Source organism: Mesorhizobium sp. M0018 (assembly GCF_040323955.1).
In the GTDB taxonomy this organism is placed as follows: domain Bacteria; phylum Pseudomonadota; class Alphaproteobacteria; order Rhizobiales; family Rhizobiaceae; genus Mesorhizobium.
This window is the reverse complement of sequence record NZ_JAMYVL010000008.1, coordinates 1-22,226: the sequence shown is the minus strand read 5'-3', so window position 1 is coordinate 22,226 and position 22,226 is coordinate 1. Positions and strand designations below refer to the sequence as shown.

The window sequence follows — 22,226 nt, the reverse complement described above, 5'->3', positions numbered from 1 at the left end:
AAGATGAAGATCACTGATCTCCGCTGCGCCGTCATCGGCAGACACCCAATAGTCCGCATCGTTACCGACGAGGGCCTCTATGGCCTTGGCGAAGTCGAGTTCACCAAGACCTATCTCAAGCCTTGGGTGCTGCATTTCCGTGAGGCGCTGATCGGCGAGGACCCTACCGACGTCGAGCGGGTGATGCTGAAGATCCGCCAACGCGGCTCTTTCAAGCCCTATGGCGCGGCGGTAAGCGCTATCGAGCATGCGCTGTGGGACATAGCCGGCAAGGCCGCAGGCGTGCCGGCCTACAAACTGCTCGGCGGCAAGGTGCGCGACAAGGTGCGCGTCTATAACGGCTCGATCCGCCAGAAGCGAACGGGGGACCGGCCGGAGGATTACGCCGCTGACGTGAAATGGATGATGGAGCAGCCGCAGAATTTCTTCATGATCAAGCAGGGGATCTCGTTCCACTCCAACATGAAGGACACCGTCGAGGGCTTCCATTACGGCGTGACGCAGAAGAAGGCTGGCTATCACGGTGCCATGGATCAGGGCGTCATCAGCGAGCGCGGTTTCAACCACATGCTCGACTGCGTGATCGCGATGAAGGAAGTGCTGGGCGACAAGGTCAGCCTGGCGCTCGACTGCGGCCCGGGCTGGATGCTGCCCGATGCGATCAAGTTCGCTCGCGCGGTCGAGAAGTACAATTTGATGTGGCTCGAGGATATGCTGACCGGCGACTATGTGCCGTGGGTCAATCCGCAGGCGTATCGGGAGTTGACCACCTCCACCTCGACGCCAATCCATACCGGCGAGCAGATCTACCTGCGGCACAATTTCAAGGAGCTGATCGAAACGCAGGCGGTGCGCGTCATCGGCCCCGATCCGGCCGATATTGGCGGCATTGCCGAGCTCAAATGGGTCGCCGAGCACGCCTGTATGCACTCGATCCTGATGGCACCGCACGGCACCGCGAACGGCCTTCTCGGCCTCGGCGCGCTGATCAATGTCTGCGCCACCCTGCCCGCCAACTACATCGCGTTCGAATACCCGAGCGCCTCCGACCCCTGGTGGGAGGACCTCGTAATCGGCCTGCCGTCGCAGATCGTGAAGGACAGCATGGTGGACTTGCTGGAAGCGCCGGGGCTGGGCCTCGATATCGACGCCGAAGCAGCCAGGAAGTATCTCCGGGACGAGGATGCAGGCTTCTTCGACTGAACCATCCTTCTTGCGCCACCCTGCACTGCGCGGACTGCTTCACGCAACCTGTCATCCGGAATGACCGTTTCGGGGCCGAAAGCCGTCGGTCCACTTTGGGTAACTACAGGCGCATAAGCGGACATTGCCTGGGTGGCGGCCCCCGGGTTTGACCCATTCCAGACATTCGGCCCCCTTTTCGCGAAGGACGGTCAATTCGACATCGCCTTTTTCTACGGAAACACAGGGTTCTCCCCAAGCGACACTGCCAGCGCGCCCATCAAGAAGCTGACACTAAACTTCGCGCCTACGCACAAGCGCAAGGCTGGTGGGCTGCCCTTTTAAAGGATGAACCTCGTTCCACTCTAAATCGCCGTGATCGGCGTCCTAATGCTCGCCACGCCGTCTGGCGCTTCCGGCAGCACGATATGATCGGCATGGCCGCCTGCCTGCTGATGGCCATTCTAGCGGTCGTGGTGCTGGTGCCCGGATAGCCCGCTGCCGGGGGTGACACAGGGCGCCTCGCGCGACTTCGACTCGCGTATAAGCCGGACACCCTATGGCTCCGCTGCGCCAAATGTATTAGACTGATCTCATATACGTCCATCCGCGGGCGAGCGCGCCCGGAGGGTTAGACGATGACGGTCTACAGGCGATTGTTGCTGGCGAGGGCCTTCCCGATCCGGGTCAGGCTTTTCGAAACCGGTTGGCTTCGGCTTGTCAGTCGGGCTGTGGTCGTTGCTTTCATTTCTTGGTTTGCCGTCGGTGCGGTGACGGCCGGGCCGCTCAACGACGCTGCTCGGGAGGGCGACGCCGGAAAGGTTGCCGAACTCCTGGCACAAGGCGCCAATGTGAACGATCGCGACGAGAGCCGTCAGACCCCGCTGATCGATGCGGCGCTTGCCGGCAAGACCGAGGTCGCCATTGCGTTGATCGGGGCCAAGGCGGACATCGAAGCCCGCAACGATCGCGGCTTCACCGCGCTACATGCGGCAGCCTACTCAGGAAGCCTGGACATCGCAAAATTGCTGCTCGACCACGGGGCCGAGGTCGACGCGTTGAGCACGCACAAGATCACGCCGCTGCATGTGGCAGCAGAAGAGAACCAGACGGCCATCGCGGAGCTGTTGATCTCGCACGGCGCACAGGTCGAGGCAATCCAGGAATACGGGTACACGCCTCTCAGCCGCGCGACATTCTATCAGAGCACCGACGTGATGGTTTTGCTCAAGAAGCACGGCGCAAAATGCCAACCCAAGGAAACGATGGGGTCGTCGTACAAGGTGTGCATCGCCCTCGGCAACTGACATCGAGAAAGGCTACTGGAGGAGAACATGACAGAGAACCGTTCCAGAACGTTTGACAGTTTGCTTTGCGCGGGAGTAGCCGCCGCCTCCCTCCTCCTCTTCGGCACCGGTGGATCCCACGCCGGCGACGGAGTGAACACCGGATACTTCGGCAATGTCGCCATCCTGGGTTATGATCCGGTAGCATATTTCACCGACGGTCGCGCGACGATGGGTTCGCCCAAGATCTCGAGGAAGTGGCTCGGAGCAACGTGGTACTTCGCCAGCGTCCAACACCGGGATGCCTTTGTTTCCGAGCCGGTGCGCTATGCCCCTCAGTTCGGCGGCTTCTGCACCGGGGGAATGTCAGTTAAGGAGGCATCCGCGAACCTTGACCCGGAAGCCTTCCGCATCGTCAATGGCAAGCTCTTCCTGTTCTCCGGAAAGGAGGGCCTGGAGGAAGACTTCGATGCCAACCCGGCGCCTGTCATTGCGAAAGGGGAAGCCGAATGGCCCGCAGTGGAGGCGAAGGAATTCGAGGCTAGAGCGGCGGCCAACTAGCTCCGGCGCGATGTCGTGAGCCCGCAAGTTGAATGGCGCCCGTCACGGAGACACCGAGAAATACCAGACTGTGACGGAGTCCGGCCAAGCGTACTCGTCCTGCGTATCGCTGCTCCCTTGGGGATTGCGATAGACCGGGGCGCAGAACTTGCGGCCGAGCAAGGTCGCGGTGGATTGCGTGCAGAAGAGGTCGCCATCCACGCTGGACGTGCCGGTGATGATGCTGCTTTGCGAGCTCAGTGCGACATCTCCATTTGCGCTCAGCTCCATGACGAAGGCTGCGCCATTGTGTTGATGTCCTACCCATGTCCGATCGCCCGTTAGGGCTCGGATCGCGGCGGCGCCCAGGCGGTCCTCCTCCCGCCCGCGAAAATCGAAGCTCCGCTCGGGAATCCCCGCGGCGCGAAGGGCGCCCAGCCGGTGATCGAGGTCCTCTTGCCGCCGATGGTGGGCGTAAACGACACGATAACCAGCCAGGTTCTGTTCGGGTATCTCTTTCAGGATTGATGCAGCCGCATCGTGCGCCTCGGCCATGCGGCCAAGCCGCGCATTTGCCATGGCCAGCGTTTCGAGACCAAGGTCGCTGCGCTCTCCCGGCTGGACCTTGCTCAGCGCCTGCAAAGCCTTCTCGTACTGATGGTTCATGTAGAGCACGAAGCCGTAATAGTCGAAGACCTGAGCGCGCGGCTTGGGATCGAGCCGCAACACGCGTTCCATCGCTGCCAGCGCCTCCAGGTTCTGTCCTGCGTAGGTCAGCACGATCGCCCGATTGAGCTCCGCCTCCGCGCCGTTCGGGTCCAGCGCGACGGCTTTCTGGACCGACGCGATCGCCTGGTCCCATTCGCCGTCCAGCATCTGCAGGATGCCGAGCACGGCATAGGCGCGCGCAGATTGCGGATTGAGCTCCAGCGCCCGCCCTGCCGCTTCGTAGGAGCGCTGGCGAGCGACGGCGCTGAGCATGAGCACCTGGTAGTCGAAGCCGAGCACGTCCACCGTGGCGCGGGCATAGCCCGAGTAAGCATCTGCAAACGTAGGATCGAGCTTGATCGCCTTTTGATACAGGGACAGGGTCTCTCCGAGAGACCTGTTGTCGACCACATAAACCTTCTGCTCGGCTCGGGTGTAGAAATCGTATGCCTCCAGGCTTCGCGTGGGGAGGCGAGCAATCTGCGCGCGTTCGCCTTCCGTCAGACGCACCGAAAGTGCCTCAACGATACGCCCGATCACTTCGTCTTGAAGTGCAAATATCCTGGAGTAGTCGCGGTCGTATCGCTCGGCCCAGATGTTGCTCCCCGTTTGGGCATCGATGAGCTGGACATTGATGCGGACTAGATCTTCCTCCCGCCGGACGCTGCCCTCGACCACGTAACGGACGTTCAACTGCGCCGCGATCTCGTCGACGTCGAGGGATCGATCCTTGAAGGAGAACGCGGAGTTGCGTGCGATGACGAGGAGCCCCGAGATCTTCGAGAGATCGGTGATGAGATCGTCTGCGAGCCCTTCCGCAAAATAATCCTGGCCTGCCTTCTCGCTAAGATCGGTAAACGGTAGCACGGCGATGGAGGGCTTGCCGACCGACGAACCGACCGGGGTGGAACCGTGACCGGGCAGCAGGGCAATCGCTTGCGGCCAGAGAATCACCGCAATCCCCGCTATCAGAGCCAGAACGAGCACCGTGGCGCCGATCACAGGCCATCGCCGAGAGCGCGACTTATTGGCTCCTGCGGTCTGTTCCAGCAGAACCCGATAGGCGCGGACCCGCTCTGGAATGTTCTTGAGACGCTGTTCGCCGAGTGACTTGAAGGTCAGGCCGAGCTTGTTGTGAGCCTGATCGTAGGCCGTTCCCGAGATGACGATGCCGCCAGGATCGCTCAGCCCTTCCAGCCGGGCCGCGATGTTGACGCCGTCGCCGTAGAAGTCGTCCTTGTCGGGGATCACGTCACCAAGGTTGATCCCGATGCGGAACACGATCCGGGTATCTTCGGGAAGACCGAGGTTCTGCTGCGCGGTGACCCGTTGGATCTCAACGGCGCATGCTACGGCATCGACGACGCTCTCGAACGCGACCAAAGCGCCGTCGCCCATGAGCTTGACGATGCGGCCATGGTAGCCCTCGATCGCGGGTTCGATGAATTCGCGCCGGAGCGCCTTGAGCCGCGAGAGTGTGCCCGTCTCGTCCAGCCCCATCAGCCGGCTGTACCCCACCACGTCGGCGGCGAGGATAGCGACCAGCTTCCGTTCGAGATGTTGAACCTGTTCCACTGGGCAGAATTATAAGGAAAGCCCAATGGCAAGACCATACACACTTAGCAGCCAACACCCGTTTCTCCGATGAGGTACGTTACAAAATCGGCTACGGGCGTTCGCCTTGAATTCCGAAAAGGTGATGTTCGACGGAATGTCGGCTCATGGTGCAACCGCGACCTACAGCGTATTCGCCGACGTCAGACTTTCGGGCGACGGCAAAGCTTGCCCCTACGGCCGACAATTGCTGAAGATCCTATGGGGATGGAAGGCGACAGAGTGAAGTCGCCAAACATCACCTGGAGGTCAGCATGCAAGCCAACACCACCAAAGCCCCGGCCGCTATCCGCGTCGATCTTGCCGCAATATTTGTCTCGTTAGAACTGTCTCGTTCAAAATGGCTCGTGACTTCGCTTTCGCCAGGTGGGGGCGAGAGAATGTCGAGACACCTCGTGCCGGGGGGCGACATTCCGGGTTTGCTCGATCATTTCGCAGAGCTGCAACGAAAGGCGGAAGTGCGGACAGGGCGGCGTTTCCGGGTCATATCAATCCAGGAAGCTGGTCTGGATCGATTCTGGATACATCGGGTCCTCGAACGCGAAGGCATCGAGAGTTATGTCGTGGACCCGGCATCCATTGCCACATCGCGTCGCCGCCGGCGGGCCAAGACCGACAGGATTGATGGGGAAGCACTGGTTCGAGCGTTGTTGGCCTACAACCGCGGCGAGCCTCGGGTTTGCGCGATGTTGCGAGTGCCAACGCCGGAGGAGGAAGACCGTCGCCGGTTGGTGCGGGAGCGGAAGGCGCTGACGAACGAGCGGATCAGGCACGTCAACAGGATAAAGGGCCTTTTGTTCAGCCAAGGTGTGTCCGGATACGAACCGTTGAAAGGCGATCGACGCAGATGCCTCGACGCGCTCATTACCGGAGATGGGCGTCCACTGCCGCCAGCGCTCATGGCGCAGATCAGCCGCGAGCTTGATCGCATCGAGTTGCTGATCCAGCAGATCAAGGATGTTGAAGAGGCACGCGACGCCTTGCTCGCGGCAGATGAGCCAACACCGGCCCTGCTGCTCAGCCTCAAGGGAATAGGTCCGGAGTTCGCGGCCGTCCTGTGGTCTGAGGGATTGTCGCGCAAGTTTGACAATCGACGACAGGTTGCCGCCTACGCTGGGTAAGCCAGAGCTCGCTTGAGGCCAATTCGGTGCCTCTCCCCACAGGGCGCCATTTCCGTTAGGATGCTCCGAGATGGCGGGAGGTATGACCTGGATCGCGTTCACCGTAGAATGGCTACCATCCTTGCTGCCGACGCAGTTGGCTACAGCCGGCTGATTGGCAGAGACGAGGAAGGGACACTTGCCACCCTGCGGACGCATCGTCAGATCATTGACCGACTGATAGAGGAACATCAGGGACGGGTGTTCGGGAGCGCTGGGGACAGCGTCATCGCCGAGTTCGCAAGCCCCGTCGAGGCGCTTCGATGCGCCACTGAAATCCAGTTCCAAGTCGGCAGACAAAATGCTGAGCTGCCCGAGTCGAGCCGCCTGCGCTTTCGCATCGGCATCAATCTCGGCGATGTTGTCGTAGAGGGCGACAATCTCATGGGCGACGGTGTGAACGTCGCCGCCCGTCTGGAGGCGCTGTCACCTCCAGGTGGAATATGCATTTCGGAAGCGGTCTACACGCAGGCCCGCGATCGGCTCTCGCTCGAATTCGTCGATCTTGGCGAACAAAGGTTGAAGAACATCGCCCGGCCTGTGCACGCGTACCGCGTGCCTCTCGCTTCAGAGGAGCAGGTCACGTCGCCTTTTCGAGGTCTCAACCCCTTCGAGTTCGAAAACGCCGACCTCTTCTTTGGCCGAGCTCGGGCGACTGCTGCCTGCATCGAACGCCTGGAGCAGCAGGCCGCCAACGGCAAGGCATTCCTGCTCATCTATGGTATGAGCGGTTCCGGCAAGTCTTCTCTCCTTCGAGCAGGGCTGCTGCCTTCCATCACTCGAACCGGTGCAGCGGCTGGCATCAAGTTTTGGCGCCGCTGCCTAATCCGCCCTTCCGACGCCCCTGATGCGGTCGCCTCGCTGGCCGCTGGGCTGCTTCGCGAAGGCGCCCTGCCGGAGCTGGCTTGCGAACCGGCAGCGCTGGCTCAACTCTGTCGGAGTTCGCCTGATCGAGCTCTGGCGCTCGTCCGCCAGGCTCACGCCAAAGCGGCGGCCGCCGCAGGTTCAGCCTCCTCACAAGTGCGATTGGTAGTGGCGATCGATCAGATGGAGGAGCTGTTCACGACGGAGCCGGCATCGCGCGAAGTGCTAGTACGGCTCCTCGCGGCACTCGCCAGCAGCGGACTGGTCTGGGTGATCGCGACGATCCGATCGGATTTCTTTCATCGTTGCGGCGAGGTCCCCGGTTTCTGGGCACTCAAGGATGGCCTCGGCAGCTATGAACTCCTGCCGCCGACCGGCGCTGAGATCGCCCAGATCATCCGCGAGCCGGCACGCACCGCCAGGCTGCGCTACGAGGAGACAGCCGAACGGGGCCGGCTGGATGATGTCCTGCAGGAGGCAGCAGCTGCTGATCCTAGATCTTTGCCGCTTCTCGAATTTGTGCTCGACGCTCTGTACGATGCGGGGCGAGAGCGCCGGATCCTCACCTTTGCTGCGTATCAGGCACTTGGCGGCTTGGAAGGGGCGATCGCGCGCCGCGCTGACGAAGTCGTAGACGCTCTCCCGCCGGACATCCAGGAGGAGCTACCAGTCGTATTGCGTGCCCTCACCACGGTGCGCCCAAGCGATGAGGCAGTTGCGGCGCGTCCGGCCTTGCGCGCGGAAGTCACGGGCACGCCTCAACGATTGGCTCTCGTTGAGGCCTTGGTCGCCGCTCGCCTTCTCGTCAGTGATGAGGATGCCGCAGGCCACGTCTACGTGCGCGTGGCACACGAAGCTTTGTTGAGCCGCTGGCCGCGCGCTAGCGACATTGTCAATGCGAACCGGAGCTTCCTCGAGACCCGCGCTCGGGTCGCGGCTGACGCCAACCGCTGGCATGCCGACAACCGGAACCGGGAGCTTCTCCTGCCGTCCGGCAAGCGGCTCGCCGAGGGCGAGGAATTGCTGCAGTCGAGACGGGTAGAAGTCGACGATCAGATCGTCGACTACATTGAGACGTCTTCGCGTGCTGAGGCGGATAGAGACGAGAAGGACAGGCAGGCAGAGCGGGCACTCATCGAGGCGGCTGAAGCAGCAAAGCGCGAGCGCCTGGAGCGCGAGGCCGAGCGCCGCAGCCTTGCGGCCGCGGCTGCGAGCCGGCTCGCGCGACGCACGCGCTATGCGGCCATCGTCGCCACGGCGCTGGCCCTTATGGCCAGCGCAGGCGCGTTCTTCGGGTTCAGAGCACAACAGGCAGCAACACGGCAAGCCGAGTTGGCGATGGCCGCCAAAAAGGGGGCCCTTGAGGCGCGCGATCAGGCGCTGCGCAATCAGTCTCTTTCGCTTTCGTTTCTTTCGCAGCAGATCGCGGCGAGCGGCGATACGGAGGCCGCGATCCTGTTGGCGCTGGAGGCGCTGCCGAAGAGCGGATCGGGAGCCGCGCGGCCAAATCTCTTTGAAGCAGAGGCCGCACTTTTCAACGCTCTGTTGGCACACCGCCAAACGGCGGTGTTCAAACACGACGCCGGAGTGACGCAGGCAGCCTTCAATCGAACCGGCGATCGCATCGTCACTGCATCCTACGATAAGACCGCGCGCATTTGGGATGTCGCGAATGGTAAAGAGATTGCAATCCTGAAGGGCCACGAGGGACCTGTGGAGAGAGCCGGATTCAGTCCGGACGGACGCCGGGTCATTACAGCGGCAAGGGACGGGACCGCGCGCATCTGGGATGCCGACTCTGGAGCGCAGCTTTTTGTTCTTCAGCCGGTAGGCGGCTCCTTTCCTACAGCAGCCTTTGGCCCTAGCGGCGAGCGCGTGCTGACCGCGGCCGGAAACAATCAGGCTTCGCTTTGGGACCCGCGAACTGGAACGAAGATCCTGAGCGTAGACAGCCGTGGAGACGGATTGGCTGGCTTCAGCCCGGATGGTCGCAGCTTTGCGACCTCAGAAGGACAGACCGTTTTCATCTGGAATGCGAAAGATGGCGCGCTGATCCATCAATGTTTTATTGGCAGCTTTGCATCCAAGCTCACATTCAGCCCGGATGGAAGTCGGCTGTTGGTAGGCACGTGGTACACAGTTTCATTTGACAGTGTCCCCGCGCTTTGGGACCCATCGAACGGAACCGAAATCGCAAGGCTCCTTGGCCACAAGAGCGACACCCAATTACAAGGCGCAACGTTCAGTCACGACGGCCGCCGAATTGCAACGGTATCACTCGATGGTAGCGCGCGTCTCTGGGACGGAAACTCTGGAGGGCTAATTGACGTGCTCGGCCAAGAGTCCCCGAACTTGAAACAGAGTGACGCCGGGGACGACCGTGATCAGGAAATGAACAGCGCTTTCAGCCCCGACGATCGCCTCCTGGCCACCGCTTCCATAAACGGTCCGTTACGCATTTGGGACGTCGGTCGAGCGTCGCTGTTCGCCACCATCGCTGGCCATCGTGCCTTGATCGAGCACCTTGAGTTCGACCCAGTCGGTAGCAATATTCTTCTCACGGCTTCACATGATGGCACCGCTCGCCTCTGGGACGTCGACGGAATTCTGACGACTACCCTGTCCAACGCAAATCGTCCCACCTTCGCGGTGTTCAGTCCCGACAATATGCATCTTCTGACTGGAGGCGGGGACAGCGCTGTGCACCTTTGGGATGTGGTAACCGGTCGCAAGCTGGCCGACCTCGATACGCACGAAATCGTCCAGAACGCAATGTTCAGCCCCGATGGAAGTCGCATTGCAACTGCATCCCTCGCGGGCCGAGTCCTCATCTTGGACGTCGCGAGCAGGAGCGAGATCGCACGGCTCAAATTTCCAGGCGGGCTGTTTCAAATTCAGTTCAGTCCGAAAGGAGACCTCCTGGAGGCGAGTTCGACCGACGGCACCGCGCGGTTGTGGAATGCGGCGACTGGCGCCGAGGTCTCCACTATCCAAACAAGTGCGCAGGTTGTTTTCGACCCGGACGGCGATCTCGTCCTCGCCGCGACCAGCGACAACGCCGCGCATCTGTTGAAAACGGACGGGACCGAACTGAAGAAACTGGTCGGGCATGAGGGTCGAATAACCGGGGCAACGTTCAGTCCGGACGGGCAACTGGTCGCCACGGCCTCGCTCGACCACAGCGCGCGGATCTGGACAGTCAAGGACGGGAGCACCCTCGCCATCCTGAGTGGTCACCGCGATGAGCTCACCGAAGTCGAGTTCAGCTCGGATGGTCAGTCGCTTCTGACTGCCTCACGCGACGGCACCGCACGAATCTGGAGCGTCCTGGACAGAAAGGAAAGGGTCGTTCTCAGGGGGCACACCGGCGCAGCGACCAGTGCGCAATTCAGTCCTAACGGGCACTATGTCCTGACAGCCTCAACTCAGGACGGCACGGCCCGGCTCTGGGACGCGCGGACAGGACGCGAGATGGCAGTGCTTGCCAGTTCGAAGGATGAGCACAAGCGGCCGGCACCGATACGCGCGGCCTTCAATTCAGATGGAACGAGGGTCGTGATCGTGCCCTATGATGAAGACGTTCGCCTCATACGGGTTTTTCAGACACCCGAAGATCTCATCGATTTCGCGAAGCAAACTGTTCCACGCGAACTGACCGCGTGCGAACGGCGTCGCTTCTTCCTTCCCGTGGAAAGCGACCTTGGTGATTGTCCAAGCTGATGTCGCCCAAAGTCCATGGCCGGTGACGCTATCTCGACTGCTACGCCGTAGCCGCCGCAATCGCACTGCTTCCATAGTTTTGCGGGGGGAGCAGTACGCGAGTGGCCGCGCTACTTCCCTCGCTTTTCGATCTTTAGGTTTGGGAGGTCGGGTCGCTTGGATTCCACCCCGGTCTCCTTCAAGGCCGTGTATTCCACTTTTTGAGTTTTGAGTAGCTTCTCTGTTTTGGCGCGCTCCTTGTTGAGAGCGTTCTGACCTTTGACCTTGGGCATCCGTCCTCCATTTGGTTCACTGTCGTTCGCCAGAAAATATTATTGCCAGCGATATCGCGCGAGATGTCAGCTCTGAGGCCGCGGCAGAGGCCTCCGAGGGCGTTATGGGGGGAAAGAAATGCGCCCTTCCCTGCCCCACAATGCGACGCCGATTTCACGCCCCTGCCTGCGATCGCGACGACTGAAATGGGGCCGTTTGCGGACTGTCCGTTTTCGGGATGGCGAGATTAGAAAGCGGATCGACGCGTATCGCGGACCGCAACGCGCCAGCGCCGGAGATAGCGCCTGATGATCTTCAGTTGCTCTGTATGTGCGACTGGAATGCACTATCGCCCGGTTGGGTGGCAGGGCAACTTGCTAGCCGCCCTGCCACCTGGAAGAACAGTCATCGACGCGGCCGGCTCAGCCCGCTTTGCTGAGTTGGAGTTCGTCGCTAAGCGCGCGCTCGTTGGGATCGATCGGACCCAGGTTCTTGACGACCCGGAATCGACCGCCCTGCGCCTGCGCGATGTACATGTTCATGCGAACATGGTGCTGGCCGGGGACCATTTCGGCCGGGCCACCTGGTCCCTCGCTGATCCGCGAGTGATCGAGCGCCCGGATGACCGTATCACGCTCGACCGTGCCGGCCTCATTGACAGCCGCTTCCCACATCTTGATCGCCCGGTAGTGGCCGGTGCAGCCGCTGCCCGCGGTCAACATGGCGCTGCCGGGGAAACGGTCCTGGTAGCGACGCAAGAGCGCGCGGCCAAACGGATCCTCGAGTTCCCGATAGTAGTCGAGGCAGCTGTAGAGGCCCTCGATCTGCTCGGACGGCACGAGATTGAAGAAGTTCTCGTCGAAGTAGGTGCAGATGATCTTGCCGCCCCGCTTGCCGAAACCGGCCTTGTGCAGTTCTTCGAGGAACGGAGTCAAGCCCGGCGGGACGAGGGTGTTGAAAACCACGTCGGTGCCGCTCGCCATGATCTGCTCGACCGTCCGCCGGAAATCGACTGTATCGAGCGGGAAATACTCCTCGCCGACGACCTCGCCGCCATTGGCGCGCACCACCCGGCTCGCGGCCTTGTTCAGCAGATGGGGCCAGATGTAGTCGGCAGAAGGCAGGTAGAACTTCTTCGCCCCGGTGCTCTTCATGAACCAAGGGATCAGCGGCTCGACCTGCTGCGCGGGCACTGGACCCGTACAGAAGATCAGGGGATCGTTTTCCTGTCCCTCGTACTGCTCGGTGTAGATGTAGAGCGTCCTGCCGCGTGCGACCGCTTCGCTCTTGATGGCCTGGCGGGTCGAGCTGTAGATGCCGCCGACGACCAGATCGACCTTGTCGACGTCTATCAGTTTCGCAGTCCTTGCCTTGGCGGCGCTGTCGTTGGTCTCGCCATCCTCGATGACAAGCTCCAGCGGCCGGCCGAGCAAACCGCCTTTGGCATTGATGTCGTCGACGAGCATGGTGGTGAGGTTTGCGTTGGCGATGCCCATGAAGGACAAGGGGCCGGTGAGTTCGGCGACAAGGCCGATCTTGATGGGTTTCGGATCCATTTGATTTCTCCAAATCTGGGGGTTCGTCGGGGGGCGCCGCCGACGGACGGCAGGCGGCGCGCAGTGCGGGATCTCAGGCCTCGTAGTGGCCGAGCAGCAGTGCCGCCTGCGGCTTGCCGACGTGGCCGGCTTCCTGCAGGATCGCGGGCACCTCCGGATCCGACACGAAATTCTTCCAGCCCTCGGCGTCCCAGTCGAAGATCGCCCAGACGCGGTCGGGCTCGCTGGGGTCGCGGAAGACGGTTGCGCCGTTCGAGCCGTGCAGCCGGCGCTTGTCGGCGCCCTTGGTCGAAAAGATGCGGATGAAGCGGTCGACGTCCGCCACCTTGGTCGTTGCGAGAAGCATCTGATTTCCTCCTGTCGGTCGCGGCCACCATCGGTCCGTCGACAGGATCACGATGCGCGCCCCGGAGCGGGCGCACATGGGGTGTATTCCCTATGCCTGCGTCTCGCCCGGCCGGACAAGGCCATGCTCGACCGCGTAGAGTGCCGCGGCGGCGCGGGTGGTCACGCCGATCTTGGCATAGACGCTCTGGATATGGTGGTCCGCCGTCTTGGGCGAGATATCCAGCTTGCGCGCCGCTTCCTTCGCGGTAAGGCCGGCGGCGATCAGGCGCAGCACCTCGATCTCACGCGGCGTCATTCCGGCCAGCGGCCGGGGCGGCGCCCGGCGCGACGGCTGTCCGGCGAAGGACAGCACGGCCTCGGCGGCATCGGGGCAGATACAGCCCTCGCGAACGGCGGCGCGCAACTGCGTGGCCGCCGCCTCGCTGGACAACGCCTTGCGGTGCGGACGTTCCTCTCGCGACGTCTGGAAGGCTTCGGCGGCGGCCAGGATTCTTGCCGCCGGGGACAGGTCGGAGCCGTGGACCTTACGGTGATAGCCCGAACCGTCCAGGCGTTCGTGATGGCGAAGCACGAGGGCGGCCATCGCCTCGCCCTCGCGGCCGAACGAGGCCAGCGCCCGCTCGCCATAATAGGCGTGCAACTGCGCCGCGTCGCGCTCGCGCACCGACAGCGGACCGTTGCGCATCCAGGTCGCCACCGGCACCACGAGTTCGCCTATGTCATGGATGCAGCCCGACCAGCGCAGCGCGCGGACGTCAGGGTCGGGCAGCCCGATCCGTTTCCCCGCACCCGTGGCCAGTTCCGACACCATCCTCGAATGGCCCTGCGTAAACGGCATGCGCATGTCGATCATGTCGGCGATGGCGAGGAACGCCTCATCGCAAGCCTCCTCATCCAGCGTCACCGGCGGATCGGGCTCAAGCGCCAAAATGGTCGCGCGGTCGACTGTCGCGCCGATGCCCTCCATCAGCGTCGGCGCGTTGGCCGAGACGAGCCGGGCCAGTTCCGCTTCATATGGGCCATCGCCGCGACTGGCGATGGTTTCGGCCATCCCTTCGATACCGACGGCATCGCAGAGCGCAATGGCATCCTGTGCCAATGTGATCAGGCGCACGGCTGGCAGGACATCCTCGCCGCTCAGCCCGCGCGGCAGGCCCTTGCCGTCCCAGCGTTCGTAGATTTGTCCAAGATTGCGTCGCATCTCCTCCGACAGGCCCAGCCGCTCGCCGATCCGTTGCGCGACCTCGCAATGCGCGGTCAGGACCGGGCGGGCCACGGCGATCGCCTGCGATAGCCCAGCCTCGATCGCCTTGGCCTGCGCGTCGGGCTCAAGATCGTAGTAGAGCCGCTTGAAAGCCTGGACGAAGACCCTGCCCAGCTCCGCCCGGTTGCCCATATCGAGACCGACAAGATCCTGGCGGAGCGCAATTTCGTCGCCGAAGGTGGCCGACAGGAGGTCCGTGTCCGCGTTGCAACCGACATAGCGGAGCATAGACTGGTGGTAGGCATTGCGCCGATCCTGCTCGGAAACGCCCGCAAGATCGGCAATCCGCATCGCAAGCACGCAGGATTTCAGTGCGAAGTCGCGAGAATGGCCCGTGGCAAGGTCCGAAGCATAAGCGAGGACCATCATGAAATCCGCCCGGCGGATCGAGACGTCTGTCATCGCCCACCTCCCAGTCGCTCTACGCTAGCCCCGCCAGCCGTTAATGCCTAGGGAAAAATCCCAACCCTGGTTGTGCTATCCGGCGAGAAATAGAATGTTCCGTTTGGGGCCGGGAGCCGTCGGTCTGCTTCGGATCAGCGGCTGGCCAAAGCCGACATGGCTTGTCGGAAGCTCCCGAGCAAATGCCGGCTTCCTGATTTCCACGCCCGGAAGCGAACCGTCACAAATCCGCCATCTCAGGCATCACCTTGCAGACGGCCGGTTCGCCTTTTCGACGGCATAGGGTGTATGGAGCACCCGACGCCCCACCCCTACCTCTGAAAATGCCCCAACCCGTTCTCATTGAGATAGTCCACCGTCATCACCCGCGCGCGAATGCCGCCGGGGGAACCAACGAACTTCACCGATGACAGCGAGCCGGTCGGCGCGTTTTCTCCGCGGGGCATGAGGGCGTAGGTGTCGCCGTCCCAGTGCTCGAGCATGAACTGCATGGGCTTGGGGCCGAGTTCGAGCATCAGCTTGTCGCCATCGGCCCGCACGGTGGCGGTGTCGAAATAGTTGCTCGTATACTGGCCCTCGTAGAAGGATGGACTGCGCGCCTTGGCGGGGTTCGTCGGCTTGACCTTGCCGGCGAGGTCGCCCACCGGCTTGTAGTAGCCCATGAACCGCGGCTTGATGTAGGGATACCAGTCGCGGGTGACCTGGCCATATTGCACGATGTCCATGAAGCTGGCGGCGACCGCCTCGGCGGCGCCGACGGGGGAGCCGTTGGTGAGCACGACGATGCCGACATCGGCCGAGGGCAAGATCTGGAAGGTGGTGCCGGCGCCGAGCAGGAAGGCGCCGGAATGGCCCATGGTGGTGCGCCCATTGGCGTTCACCCCCACATTGAAGCCATAGCCATAGGAGCTGGCCCGCGTATCGGGCGTCTCGCCGCGGTAGGTCACGCTCTGCGGTGTGATGGCGGGCTGCAGGATCTTCGGGTCGATCATGGGCTGGCCGCCATAGGTGCCGTCGCCAAGCAGCAGGATCATCCACTTGGCAAGATCCTGGGCGCTGGAGGAGACGCCGCCCGCCGGCGCCTGCTGGTCGGGGTCGCGGTCATAGAGCGGCTCGAACACATTCTCCGCCACGCGCGCATGCAGCAGGGCGCGGTTCTTGCCGGCGGCAATGAAGTCCTCGTGCCGATAGCTGCTCGAGCGCATGCCGAGCGGATCGAACAACAGGCTCTTGGCCAGCAGCTCCCAAGGCTGTTTCTCGGCGTGGGCCACTGCCTCAGCGCCGATCGTCGTGCCGAAATTGGCGTAGTGATAGGAGATGCGGAAGGGGTCGAGCGGCACCATCCACAGGCTCCCGACGATCTGCTTGCGCTGGAAGCCGAGATCCTCGAGTTCGTCGCCCGCCGCCATCGGCAGGCCCGAGCGATGGGCGAAGAAATCGCCGATGGTGGCGTTGCCCGAGACATAGTCGAGATTGAGGCGAAAGCCGTCCCAGACCTTGCCGACCGGGGTATCCCAGTCGAAGCTGTGGTCCTTCGTCATGGCGATCGCGGCCACCGTGGCCGAGATCGATTTCGACACCGAGGCGACCTGGAAAATGGTGGTGCTGCTGACCTTAGAAGTGTCGTCCCGATTGTCGCGAAGGCCATAGCCCTCGTCAAAGATCATTTTGCCGCCATGCACCACCGCCACGGCGAAGCCGGGAACGTCGGATGCTTCCTTGACTTTCTTGACGATGTCCGGCAGCGCGGCCAGCGCCTTCTCGACACCGCCGGGATACAGCTGCACAGCATCCTGCGGCGGCGATGGCCCAAGCTCCGGCACGTAAGACTGCGCGGCTGCCACGGCGGGCAGCATGGCTACGAGGGAAAGCACGACGAGAGCAGCGGCCTTCTTCATTGCATGTCCTCAAACTTGCACGGCAGATGATCGGATCATACGCGGCAAGATGAAAGATGGTTACAGCTATTTTCTACTGATATGTTCCAAAGATCAGGCAGAGACGGCGGCTGCGCGCATGTGATTTCGGGACCTGGTGAAGTAGCCGCGTTACACACGCGGGCGGCAATTGGATGGGACTGCGCGGGAGAACGTCAAGTTCCAAGCCCGGGCGGCAAATGGCGTCTACTCAGGAGTTGTTCGCCAACGGGCGGGCGGCCAACCAGAAAGTCATCGAAGCCAATTATATGGCCCATCGCGAGGCCCTATGGCCTGCTGCACGGGGTCCGATGGCCGAGAGGCCCGGACGCTTCCTTCCAAGGCCAGACGGCCTACTGGCGGCCGTATTTCTTGAACGTCGCGTTCCAGTCGGCTGCCAGCGCGTCAAGCGTTTCCTTGGCCGTGCCGGATTCACCGGTCACATAAGGATAGACGCGCTGGTTGAATTGTAGCAGCAGTTCGGCATTCTCGGGAACCGCCCAGAAATCCTTCACCTTGAACATGGTCTCGTGGAAGGCCTTGTTGTAGGGCGTGGCGTTCTGGAACTCATCCGATTTCAGTACGGCTGCGCTGCAGGTGTAGCCGCCGAGCGCTGCCCATTTCTTCTGGGTCTCATCCTTGATGAACCATTCCAGGAACTTCAGGGATTCTGCCTGCTTCGCTGAGTAGGAGACGATCGAGATGCCCTGCCCGCCAAGCGCGGCGAACTGGTCGCCGTTCGGCCCTGCCGGGTTGGCGAAAAAGCCGGTGTTCTTGGCGTTGGGATTGCTCGCTTCGTTGATCAGTGATGGGAAGAACGCGAAAAAGTTCATGCTCATCGCGGCCAGGTTTTCGGTGATCGCCTGGTTGTCGTCGATGAAATTGGCGTTGGCCCAGCCCGGAGGCGTGAACTTGTAGAGTTCCTTGTAGGCTTCGAGCGCGGCGATCGCCTTATCGGAGTTGATGATGCCGTCGACCTTGTACGTCGAATAGTCGCCAAGCTCGCCGCCATAGGAGAAGAGCAAGCTTTCGAAGCCGCCTGCCAGCCCGTCGTGGACATTGTCGGTGTAGATGGCGACGCCGTATTTCTTCTGATCGGGACGGTAGAAGAACTCGGCGATGTCGCGCAGCGCCTTGAAATCCTTCGGCACGCCGAGGTCGTAGCCGTACTTGGCCTTGAACGCTTCCATTTCCTTCGGGTCTTCGAACCAGTCTTTGCGGTAGGACCAGCCCATGGCGTCGCCTTCGAGCGGGATCGCCCAATACTTGCCGCTGTTGCCGGGATATTCCGCGTAGACTTTCACCGTCGCGGGGGCCATCAGTTTGGCTATATCGTGCTTGGCGAAGAAGTCGGTGAGGTCGACATAGTGGCCGCCGGTCGAGCCGGCGCCGAGCCACTGCGAGTCGCCGACGACCATGTCATAGGCGTCGCCCCTGGCGTTGAACTCGGCAAAGGCCTTGGTTTCGAATCCCGGCCAGGCCGTCGTTTCAATAGTTACCTTGACGCCGGTTTCCTTCTCATACTCGTTGACGAGTTCCTGAAGGTAATTCGCCGGGTCCCATTCCGCCCAAAAGATAGTGAGCTCTTCTGCCGAAACCGATCCACTCGCAAATGTCATGGCGGCGCCCACCAACAGACCAGCCCACGTTTGCATATCGCTTCTCCTTCCACGGCGACGTCGTCCAACTAGGAATTTGCGTATCGGATGCAATGCTTCACCCGCGTTCCGTCGAATGCGAAAGCATTCGGAGCAGGCCTTTGGACTCTACGAGATCAGGCGTGTCAAACCCCTCGGTGAAGCTGGCGTGGACTGGCGCAAGAATATGCCGCGCCTTGTCATTGCGGCCTTGGCCGGCATAGAGGCGGGTGAGCCGAAGCGCGGCACTCAGTTCAGAGGATTTCGCGCCTTGATCGCGGGCCGCCGTGAGAGATTGCTGGAACCAGCTTTCGGCGGCTTCATCGGTTGGGTCCAGCACTGAAACCAACTCACCCCTTGTGCGCAATAACTCTGGTAGCTGATACTTCGAGGTCGATTTGCCCAGAGTGTCGAAGGCCTGCGCCAGGAGGGCAAGGCCTTCGCTTGCATCGCCGCGCTCGCCGCAGTTACGCGCAAGAATGCAAAGGTAGTAGGCCATGCCCATATCCGCGCCAGTCGCGGCGATACCCGCAATTCCCAGGCGCATTTGGCGAATGCCTTCCTCCAACTGCCCCAGACCGGCGAGCGCCCAGCCGAAATACACACGAGCCTGGCCAAGCAGCAATGGCATGACGAATTCATCACACAGAGTGATAGCTTTCTTCGCCCATTGAAGGGCTTCGGCGGGCTCGCGCCGCATCAGGTGGACCAAGCAGAAACTTAGCTGCGCTTGTGCTGTGGTGACCGGATGCGAGTCTCGCTCGGCTAGCGCCATTGCATCGCGTGAGCGTAGGATCGCCTGGACCGAATGGCCGCGCATGAAGAGCATCTGTGCGGAAAACGCCCTACAGCATACGCCGGGGTCGTGTCCGGCGTAGCCCCAGGCAAGGTGACGATGTCGCTCGTAATCATAAGTGGCCAGGCCATGGCTTGCATGACGTTCGCTCGCGTCGTAGTCACCGAGGTAATAGTAGATTCCCCAGAGTTGGTGATGTGCTTCGAGGATGTACCCCGAATCATCGGACACTTGCGCGAGTTCCAATCCGAGCGATTGGCATTGGTGGCCCAGCATCTCGGCAGCGCGCAGGTTGCCTGAAATGGTCTGGTAGGAGCTCTCGCCGCGCATCGCAGCGAATATTTGCGGCTTGTCGCGTAGCGTATCGGCAAGCCTCCGCGCGCTCGAAAAGGCCTGAAGGACCTCTGGTGCTCCCCAGCCCTTGGCTGCAATCATTGCCGTTCCCGTTGCGCTTTCAAGCGAAAGCTCCAGTCGCAGGCGGTCCTCAGATCCGGGCAATGATCCGACCAGCTCGAGCCCCTTGCGGAGGTGGGAGGCCGCCTCGAGATTGGCAGATCGCTTGAGCGCGAGCTGCCCTGCCTTGAGCCAATAAACGGCAGCCTGATAATTCACGCCGGCGACGGTATAGTGATGCGCAAGCGTTTCAGGTTCTGTCGCGACAACTTCCTGGAATTGCGCCTCCAGCGTCGCGGCGATCTTGGCATGAATCTGTTGCCGACGGCTTTTCAGCAGGCTCTGATAGGCTGCATCCCGTACGAGCGCATGCTTGAACGTATAGGTCGCCTCTGGAGGAACGCCTCGCCGAAAAACGAGCTCGGATTCTTCCAACTGCGGCATGACGTCTTGCAGACGGGTTTCGGCGGGGTCCGTTACGGCAGCCAGCAGCCGGTGATGGAAGCCGCGGCCAATGCAGGCGCCGATTTGAGCGACTTCTTTGACCGCCCCCAGCCGGTCCAGGCGAGACATCAAAGAATCCTGAAGGGTCGACGGAATCGCAAGAGGAGGCAGAGGACCTGAGAGCACGTAGTGGTCGCCCGCGTCGACAAGCAGACCGGAGTCGAGCACGGTCTTGGTCAGCTCCTCAACGAACAACGGAACGCCTTCGGTTTTGGCCAGAATCTCGCTGGCTACCTCCGGCGGCATAGTCTTTCCACCCGCTACGCGATCCATGATCGCTGCTCCTTGACCGAGTCCGAGGCGATCAAGCGAGAGCGCGGTTACATGCGATAACTGAATCCAACGCGGCTGAAACTCAGGTCGAAAGGTTACAATCAGGAGTGCCCGCATGTTCCGCAGGCGATCAATCAGCATATCCAGCCACTCGCCGGTCGTCGGATCGATCCAGTGCGCATCCTCGACAAGGACGATAGTGGGCTCACGCACGGCCAGCGCCTCGATTTGTTGGACGAGGGCGGCCAAAGTACGGGCCTTTTGGGCTAGCGGTGGCAGCCTGGTCGACGAGTATCGACCGGTCGTGTCGATCGACAGCAGTGTCGCCAACAGCGGAATTGCTTCCGCCACGTCCGGAACGATCCCGCGAAGCAGGGCCTCCAGCTTGTCGAGCTTGGTGTCCGTGGTGTCGTTGCGATCCAGTCCAGCCGCCCGTTCGACCTGCGTGGTCACGGGATGGAGCGCGCTGTTGATATGATAGGGCGAGCAAAAATAGCGTAGCCGCGGAGGGGGCTCGGCGCTCAATCGATCGACCATCGCCGCGATAATCCGGGACTTGCCAATACCCGGCTCTCCAGACAGCAGCACCACTCGGCCTTCCCCGGCGCAGGCCCGGTGCCACTGGTCAACCAGAAACTCGAGTTCCTGGTCCCGCCCAACAATCGGCGTCACAATGTTCTGCCTCGCCTCGAAACGACTCTCTGCCGCTGTCTCGCCGACAATGCGCCAGGTGCGGACCGGCTTTGCGAAGCCCTTTAGCTCCCCGCGACCGAGATTGACCATATCGAATAGACCGGCCACCAGTCGTTGCGTGCCGTCAGCTACAACAACGCTGCCCGGCTCGGCGAGCGCTTGCAGCCTCGCAGCCAGGTTAGGCGTGTCGCCCACAACGGCCTCCTCCTTTGCCGATCCTTCGCCAACGAGATCGCCGACAACGACCAGTCCCGTCGCGATGCCAATGCGGGCAGCCAGCGGTTCGCCTCCCGGCGCTGTAAGTCGGGCCGTTGCTGCGGCGGCGGCCATGCCCGAGCGAACCGCTCGTTCGGCATCGTCCTCGTGCGCCTGCGGCCAACCGAAATAGGCCAGCACCCCATCGCCCATGAGCTTGGCTACTCGCCCTTCGTAACGGGAGATCTCTTCCGACACTGCGATCTGATAAGCGCGAATAACCTCCCGCATGTCCTCCGGGTCGAGACGCTGCGACAACTCGGTCGAGCTGACGAGGTCCACGAACATGACTGTTAATTGGCGCCGTTCGGCGTGCGGTGGCCGCGCGTCACCATGCTCGGGCGACCTTGCCGGCGCACTCCCGCGGTCGCGCGAGGATGCTTTGATCAGTAACGGGCCGGATGTGTCTCCGAATGAAGCCACAGCGGCAAGCAGCCGGCGCCGGTGACCGACCGATGTGATCCCGAGTGCTATCAGATCCTCCGCCGTTAGCTGAGGAAGCATCTCGGATTCAATGTCATTGTCGCGGAAGACCGGAGCGTATCGCTCCAGTCCCAGGCTACTCAGCCATGCCGCGATGTCCACGTCCTTCTCCCAACCAAGCACTAAGGGTGCTGTGTGGAACCATATCCCAAATTGGAAGGGGAGTCGTCACACCCTCGGGAACCAGGCGAATGTCAGTTACGGGTCCCCGGACATCATGCCGTCTGAGCTGTCTGTCTGTTTTCGGGAAACGACCCAGGAGGCCTCAATGTCGGATATTGCTGAAGGGTTTCGGGTGCCGTCAGGCGTACGAAAGTCTCTGATGCAGGAACCCGCGGGCCGCAGGCGGTGAGCTATGGGGATTTGTGTTTCGGGGTGTG

At 61.9% G+C, this 22,226-nt stretch carries 11 protein-coding genes and 1 pseudogene; 5 read left to right on the top strand and 7 right to left on the bottom strand.

Annotation, left to right across the window (positions count from 1 at the left end; all coding sequences use genetic code 11):
- Window positions 1-3 precede the first annotated feature (3 nt).
- The 3 genes from NKJ81_RS13100 to NKJ81_RS13090 all read left to right on the top strand — a co-directional run bounded on the left by NKJ81_RS13100 (window position 4) and on the right by NKJ81_RS13090 (window position 3,029).
- On the top strand, window positions 4-1,203 hold the full coding sequence (locus tag NKJ81_RS13100; protein WP_352540686.1) for a mandelate racemase/muconate lactonizing enzyme family protein: 1,200 nt from the start codon (window positions 4-6) through the stop codon (window positions 1,201-1,203).
- Between the two features lie 617 nt (window positions 1,204-1,820).
- Window positions 1,821-2,489, top strand: coding sequence for an ankyrin repeat domain-containing protein (locus NKJ81_RS13095; RefSeq protein ID WP_352540685.1), 669 nt, complete (start codon window positions 1,821-1,823; stop codon window positions 2,487-2,489).
- Between the two features lie 27 nt (window positions 2,490-2,516).
- Window positions 2,517-3,029, top strand: a complete 513-nt coding sequence (locus NKJ81_RS13090) for a YHS domain-containing (seleno)protein (protein ID WP_352540684.1) — start codon at window positions 2,517-2,519, stop codon at window positions 3,027-3,029.
- A gap of 42 nt (window positions 3,030-3,071) precedes the next feature.
- Here NKJ81_RS13090 and NKJ81_RS13085 read toward each other — a convergent pair whose 3' ends face one another.
- Window positions 3,072-5,291, bottom strand: coding sequence for an adenylate/guanylate cyclase domain-containing protein (locus tag NKJ81_RS13085; RefSeq protein WP_352540683.1), 2,220 nt, complete (start codon window positions 5,289-5,291; stop codon window positions 3,072-3,074).
- 293 nt (window positions 5,292-5,584) lie between these two features.
- Between NKJ81_RS13085 and NKJ81_RS13080 the strand changes: the two are divergent.
- Both NKJ81_RS13080 and NKJ81_RS13075 read left to right on the top strand, forming a co-directional pair.
- A pseudogene (locus tag NKJ81_RS13080) lies at window positions 5,585-6,448 on the top strand (IS110 family RNA-guided transposase); the annotation flags it as partial.
- Window positions 6,449-6,559: 111 nt separating this feature from the next.
- On the top strand, window positions 6,560-11,074 hold the full coding sequence (locus NKJ81_RS13075) for an nSTAND1 domain-containing NTPase (protein ID WP_352540682.1): 4,515 nt from the start codon (window positions 6,560-6,562) through the stop codon (window positions 11,072-11,074).
- Between the two features lie 674 nt (window positions 11,075-11,748).
- On the opposite strand, the gene NKJ81_RS13070 is transcribed toward NKJ81_RS13075, so the two are convergent.
- The 6 genes from NKJ81_RS13070 to NKJ81_RS13045 all read right to left on the bottom strand — a co-directional run bounded on the left by NKJ81_RS13070 (window position 11,749) and on the right by NKJ81_RS13045 (window position 21,948).
- Complete coding sequence (locus NKJ81_RS13070; protein WP_352540681.1) at window positions 11,749-12,882, bottom strand: substrate-binding protein; 1,134 nt, start codon at window positions 12,880-12,882, stop codon at window positions 11,749-11,751.
- Between the two features lie 73 nt (window positions 12,883-12,955).
- Entirely contained in the window at window positions 12,956-13,228 is a 273-nt protein-coding gene (locus NKJ81_RS13065; RefSeq protein WP_091581466.1) for a hypothetical protein, read from the bottom strand.
- A gap of 90 nt (window positions 13,229-13,318) precedes the next feature.
- Entirely contained in the window at window positions 13,319-14,896 is a 1,578-nt protein-coding gene (locus NKJ81_RS13060; RefSeq protein ID WP_352540680.1) for an HD domain-containing phosphohydrolase, read from the bottom strand.
- Window positions 14,897-15,207: 311 nt separating this feature from the next.
- A complete protein-coding gene (locus NKJ81_RS13055) occupies window positions 15,208-16,794 on the bottom strand; it encodes a serine hydrolase (RefSeq protein WP_352540679.1) in 1,587 nt (528 codons plus the stop codon).
- Window positions 16,795-17,165: 371 nt separating this feature from the next.
- Window positions 17,166-18,431 carry an ABC transporter substrate-binding protein gene (locus tag NKJ81_RS13050; protein WP_502893831.1) on the bottom strand — a complete coding sequence of 422 codons (1,266 nt, stop codon included), beginning with the start codon at window positions 18,429-18,431 and terminating at the stop codon, window positions 17,166-17,168.
- A 97-nt stretch (window positions 18,432-18,528) separates the two neighbouring features.
- Window positions 18,529-21,948, bottom strand: a complete 3,420-nt coding sequence (locus tag NKJ81_RS13045) for an adenylate/guanylate cyclase domain-containing protein (protein ID WP_352540677.1) — start codon at window positions 21,946-21,948, stop codon at window positions 18,529-18,531.
- Window positions 21,949-22,226 lie beyond the last annotated feature (278 nt).

Excerpts from the sequence above, each read along its gene's own strand:
- NKJ81_RS13100 (WP_352540686.1), top strand. The coding sequence starts at position 4 with ATGAAGATCACTGATCTCCGCTGCGCCGTCATCGGCAGACACCCAATA.
- NKJ81_RS13095 (WP_352540685.1), top strand. The coding sequence starts at position 1,821 with ATGACGGTCTACAGGCGATTGTTGCTGGCGAGGGCCTTCCCGATCCGG.
- NKJ81_RS13090 (WP_352540684.1), top strand. The coding sequence starts at position 2,517 with ATGACAGAGAACCGTTCCAGAACGTTTGACAGTTTGCTTTGCGCGGGA.
- NKJ81_RS13075 (WP_352540682.1), top strand. The coding sequence starts at position 6,560 with ATGGCTACCATCCTTGCTGCCGACGCAGTTGGCTACAGCCGGCTGATT.
- NKJ81_RS13070 (WP_352540681.1), bottom strand. The coding sequence starts at position 12,882 with ATGGATCCGAAACCCATCAAGATCGGCCTTGTCGCCGAACTCACCGGC.
- NKJ81_RS13065 (WP_091581466.1), bottom strand. The coding sequence starts at position 13,228 with ATGCTTCTCGCAACGACCAAGGTGGCGGACGTCGACCGCTTCATCCGC.
- NKJ81_RS13060 (WP_352540680.1), bottom strand. The coding sequence starts at position 14,896 with ATGACAGACGTCTCGATCCGCCGGGCGGATTTCATGATGGTCCTCGCT.
- NKJ81_RS13055 (WP_352540679.1), bottom strand. The coding sequence starts at position 16,794 with ATGAAGAAGGCCGCTGCTCTCGTCGTGCTTTCCCTCGTAGCCATGCTG.
- NKJ81_RS13050 (WP_502893831.1), bottom strand. The coding sequence starts at position 18,431 with ATGACATTTGCGAGTGGATCGGTTTCGGCAGAAGAGCTCACTATCTTT.